Genomic DNA, 5424 nt, shown 5'->3' on the forward strand with positions numbered 1-5424 from the left:
CCTCACCCTTATCAGGGGTGCGCTCTAACCAACTGAGCTACAGGCCCATTTCTTGACTGCTCACCTATAATAACATGTAGAAATACACTCGTCAATAAAAAAATGAAGAAATTATAGGCAAGGTAGAAAATACTTGATATATACAATGAAAATAAAGAAAAAATAATGTATCATTAAAATTGGTTAAAATATTACTAAAAATTTTACCTCATTTTATCTAGATTGTGATATATTAATTATTATAGTAATGTTAAGGAGGAAAAAGAAATGGCTACAATTAAAGATGTTGCGAAAGCAGCTAATGTATCTATCGCAACTGTATCAAGAGTATTAAATGAAGATAAAACATTGAGGGTTTTACCTGAGACAAAAGAGAAGATATTAAGAGTGGCTAGTGAACTTAATTACTCCTTAAAATCAAAAGAAAAGAAGAAAACATTTAATATAGGTATTATCCAGTGTTATACATTTGAACAGGAATTTAGAGATACTTATTTCTTATCTATTTTACAGGGTGTAGAGAAATATTTAAGAAAAGAAAAGATGGCTTCGACAAAAGTAAGATACGATGATATGAATATGAAGCAGGTATTAGAAGGTGTGGATGGTATTATCTGTATTGGAAAGTTTGAAAAGAAGTATCTTGATACATTTAGTAAGTTATCTAGTAGAATTGTTTTATTAGATATGGATTTGTCTCCGATCACAAATGTTTGTATCTCATTGGATTTTGATGACGCGATGTATAAAGTAGTTAACTATTTTCATTCACAGGGACATGAAACGATTGGTTTTATGGGAAGAAATGAATATGATGAAATGTCTTTACAAACAATTTCTAGAAAGAAAAGCTTTATTAAATATTGCGAATATCTAGGAATAAAATATGAGATATTTACAACTAATCATGAAATGACAGGAGATGAAGGCTATTCTGTCATGAATCGTGTGATTGAAGAAGGAAAAATACCTTCCGCAATATTCTGTGCCAATGATCCTCTTGCGATGGGGGCTATGCAGGCTTTATTAGATGCAAAAATAAAGGTGCCAGAAGAAGTGTCTATTATGGGATTCAATGATGTGGATGCATGTAACTTCACACGACCTACATTATCTACTGTCTATGCACCTTCAAGTGAGATGGGAGAGATGGGGGCTTCATTATTACACGGAATGATCACAGAAGAGGATATCAGCTACCCACGTAGAATACAATTACCATGTCAATTAGTTATTAGAAATTCATGCAGAGAGAATTAATAAAACTTCTCTCTTTTTATTTTAGTAAAATAATAAGTAAACAAATTAGTAAAAAAATTAAAAAAATATTGATTATTTTACTAAAAGGTTTATTATAGTAGGTGAAGAAAATAACAAAATAAAAAAAGGAGACCCCATAATGAACCATCAGATCAACAGATTACTTAACTTTGCATTACAAAAAGGCATGATTGGTACAGATGACTTGTACTATGCCGCAAATTTAATTCTAGACTTACTTCAGTTAGATGAATTTGAACTAGAAGAAATCGATGAAAAATTAGAAACAGCACAGGATATCATTGATCATATTCTTGACTATGCAGTAGAAAAAGGTATGATTTCAGATTCTGTGACTGAAAAAGATTTATTTGATACAAGACTTATGAACTGCCTCATGCCTCGTCCTAGTGAAGTAGTAAATAAGTTCAACGCTCTTTATAATGAATCTCCAGAAAAAGCAACAGACTACTTCTATGATTTAAGTATTAGTAGTAACTATATTCGTAAATCACGTATTGATAAGAATATCAAGTTTAACCATTATGTTAAATATGGTGATATTCAGATCACTATCAACCTTTCTAAACCAGAAAAGGATCCTAAAGCGATTGCAGCTGCAAAGAATATCAAATCTGCAAACTATCCTCTTTGCTTATTGTGTAAAGAAAACGTTGGATTTGCAGGTAATATGAAGCATCCTGCTAGACAGAATCATCGTATCATCCCATTAGATCTTGCAGGTCATCGCTATTACCTACAGTATTCACCTTATGTTTACTACAATGAACACTGTATCGTATTTAATGAAGAACATCAGCCAATGAAAATTGATCACAATACATTCGAGCATCTATTCGCATTTGTAGATAAGTTCCCTCATTATATGCTGGGAAGTAATGCTGATCTACCAATCGTAGGTGGTTCTATCCTTACCCATGATCACTACCAAGGCGGTCGTCATCATTTTCCTATGGAAGATGCAAAAGTAATCAAGAGTTATGAACATGACCAGGTACAGGTAGATATGCTGTATTGGCCATTGTCAACTCTAAGACTTACCTCTACTTCCAAAGAAAAAATTATTGCTTTGGCTGATGTTATCCTTGAAAAATGGATTGATTATAGTGATGAATCACTAGATATCATTGCATATACAGATGGTGTAAGACATAACACAGTAACACCAATTGCACGTATGAAGGATGGATTGTATCAGTTAGATTTAGTACTTAGAAATAATCGTACGACTGAAGAATATCCATTAGGAATCTTCCACCCTCATGCACAGCATCACCACATTAAGAAGGAAAACATCGGCTTAATTGAAGTAATGGGCTTAGCTGTTCTTCCTGCAAGATTAAAGAATGAATTAGAAGATATCAAACAGTGTCTATTAGGTAATGCGGATTTTGATTCAAATGAATCATTACAGAAGCATGCGGACTGGTACAAATATCTTAAGAATTGTGACTACGAGGATGTTGATAAATTCCTAGAAGTAGAAGTCACTAAGAAGTTTGTAGCAGTATTAGAAGATGCTGGTGTATATAAAATGACTGATGAAGGAATTGAAGGATTCAGTCGCTTCGTGGAGGGCTTATGGTAGAAATTAAGAAAGAATTAGATGATGACATTGTTGTCATCGGCTTAGAAAACAAAGACTTCTATGTAGAAGTCACAAACTTTGGCTGCACACTACTTAAAGCTGTAGTGAAGGACAAAGAAGGAAATCCATGTGATTGTGTATTAGGCTTCCCTGAAGTATCAGATTACCAGAAGAGAGATGGTACATATCTTGGTGCTTTGGTAGGACGAGTATGCAACCGTATTGAGAAGGGAACTTTCACATTAAATGGGAAGACTTATAATGTTCCTATTAATAATGGTCCAAACTCATTACATGGTGGTATTGAAGGATTCTCTTACAAGGTATTTGATTATGAATTTATTGAAGATGGTGTCAAGTTCCACTATGTATCTAAAGATGGTGAAGAAGGCTATCCAGGTACATTAGATTTCTATGCTTATTATACAATCGAAGGAACATCACTTCATATGCGCTATGAAGCAACAAGTGATCAGGATACAATCATCAATATCACAAACCATTCATATTTCAACTTAAATGGACATGCATCAAGTGTTCATAATCATGTATTAAAACTCAATGCTGATGAAGTAGGCTGCGTTGATGGTGATGGATTATATACAGGTGAATTATTAGATGTCACAAATACTCCATTTGACTTTAGAAGTGAAAAAGTGATTGGAGACTGTATCAAAGACAATCATCCACAGTTAATCACAGCCCGTGGTTATGATCATCCATTTGTATTTAATACAGATAAAAATCAAGCAGAACTTTATTCTCCAGAAACTGGTATTAAATTAACTGTATCTACTACATATCCATCAGCACAGGTATATAGTGCAAACTATTTAGATGGACAGCTAGATAAATATGGATATACTATGCATCCACAAGATGCATTATGTATTGAAACAAGTTATTTACCAGACAGTATTCATAAAGAAGAAAATCCAAAGGTCATCTTAAACGCAAATAAAAAATTTAAAGAAGAAACAGTATATACATTCGAGGTAACAAAATGAAAGCAAGCTTATTAAAAGAAGAATTTAAAACTAATAAATATGATGAAATGTTGAAAGACTTATATGAAGATGCAAGTCTTGTAGATTATCAGAAAGATAGATATGCCAATGCATTAGATAAGTTCGTTGAACTTTATGGTGATGAAAATGTCAGCATCTATAGTGCTGCAGGTAGAAGTGAAATTTCAGGTAACCATACAGACCATCAGCATGGTTGTGTACTAGCAGGTTCTATCAATCTAGATGCGATTGGTGTAGTCGCTAGACAGGATGATGTAATCAATGTTGTCTCTGATAGCTTTAATATTAAGCCAATCTATTTAAATGATTTAGATAAGAAGGATGAAGAAGAAGGTACTTCAGAAGGACTAATCAGAGGTGTTGTCTCTAAACTTAAAGAACTAGGTTACAATATCGGTGGTTTCAAGGCATTCATTACTAGCGATGTATTAGTAGGGGCTGGTTTATCTAGTTCAGCTGCTTTTGAAACAATTATTGGTACAATCATTGATGGTTTATATAATGATATGAGCATCGATATGGTCACTATCGCAAAAGTAGGTCAGTATGCTGAAAATGTATACTTTGGTAAGCCTTGTGGATTAATGGACCAGTGTGCATGTGCCGTTGGTGGACTTATCTCTATTGATTTCAAGGATACAGAACATCCTGTTGTAAATCATGTAGATGTAGACTTCTCTAAATATGATCATAGTTTATGTATCGTTGATACAAAGGGAAGCCATGCAGATTTAACAGATGCTTATGGTGCTATTCCAACTGAAATGAAGGATGTCGCTCATTACTTTGGTAAGAAATTCTTAAGAGAAGTAGATGAAAAGGAATTCTTTGATCATCTTGCTGATGTCAGAGCAGCAGTCAAGAATGATAGAGAAATTCTAAGAGCCATTCATTTCTTCAAGGAAAATGCTAGAGTACCTCAGATTGTAGAAGCATTAAACAATGATGACTTTGACTTATTCAAGAAGCTAATCAAGGAATCTGGTAACTCAAGCTATAAGTTCTTACAGAATGTTTATGCAGACTTTGATTATAAGCATCAGGCAGTTTCTGCAGGTCTAGCATTAAGTGAAATCGTATTAGGAGACCATGGTGTATCTAGAGTACATGGTGGTGGATTCGCAGGTACAATTCAGGCATTTGTAGAAAATGACTTTGTCCCAGAATATAAGAAAGAAATTGAAAAATTATTTGGAGAAGGCAGCTGTCATGTACTTAAAGTAAGAAAACTTGGTGGTTGTAAAGTAGTGGAGGAATAATATGAACGTACTAGTTACAGGTGGTGCAGGTTATATTGGTAGTCATGTCTGTGTAGAATTACTACAGAGCGGACATGATGTTGTAGTCATCGATGACTTCTCAAATTCAAAACCAGAAGCCTTAGATGCCATTCATGAAATTACTGGTAAGAAAGTAAAGTTTTATGAATTTAACGTTTTAGATGAAGATAAGACAGAAGCAGTATTCAAGGAAAATAAATTAGATGCAGTTATTCACTGTGCAGCCTTCAAGGCAGTAGGTGAATCA

At 33.8% G+C, this 5424-nt stretch carries 5 protein-coding genes; all 5 read left to right on the forward strand.

Features of this window, described 5'->3' with window-relative positions; all coding sequences use genetic code 11:
- Nucleotides 1–267: 267 nt before the first annotated feature.
- The gene (locus QVO42_RS07165) at nucleotides 268–1260 is read left to right on the forward strand and encodes a LacI family DNA-binding transcriptional regulator (protein ID WP_022425455.1); all 993 of its coding nucleotides are present in this window, start codon (nucleotides 268–270) and stop codon (nucleotides 1258–1260) included.
- Nucleotides 1261–1399: 139 nt separating this feature from the next.
- Nucleotides 1400–2869 (forward strand): UDP-glucose--hexose-1-phosphate uridylyltransferase, encoded by a 1470-nt coding sequence (gene galT / locus QVO42_RS07170; RefSeq protein ID WP_022425456.1) that lies wholly within the window; start codon nucleotides 1400–1402, stop codon nucleotides 2867–2869.
- Nucleotides 2863–3876: an aldose epimerase family protein gene (locus QVO42_RS07175; protein WP_022425457.1), complete on the forward strand. Its 1014-nt coding sequence runs from the start codon at nucleotides 2863–2865 to the stop codon at nucleotides 3874–3876. The genes galT and QVO42_RS07175 overlap by 7 nt, the downstream gene beginning before the upstream one ends.
- Complete coding sequence (locus tag QVO42_RS07180; RefSeq protein ID WP_022425458.1) at nucleotides 3873–5156, forward strand: galactokinase; 1284 nt, start codon at nucleotides 3873–3875, stop codon at nucleotides 5154–5156. The genes QVO42_RS07175 and QVO42_RS07180 overlap by 4 nt, the downstream gene beginning before the upstream one ends.
- 1 nt (nucleotide 5157) lies before the next feature.
- Nucleotides 5158–5424, forward strand: a 267-nt coding sequence (locus tag QVO42_RS07185; RefSeq protein WP_288164056.1) for an SDR family NAD(P)-dependent oxidoreductase, incomplete at its 3' end; no start/stop codon positions are given.

Source organism: Catenibacterium sp. CAG:290, from assembly GCF_000437715.1.
GTDB lineage: Bacteria > Bacillota_I > Bacilli_A > Erysipelotrichales > Coprobacillaceae > Catenibacterium > Catenibacterium mitsuoka_A.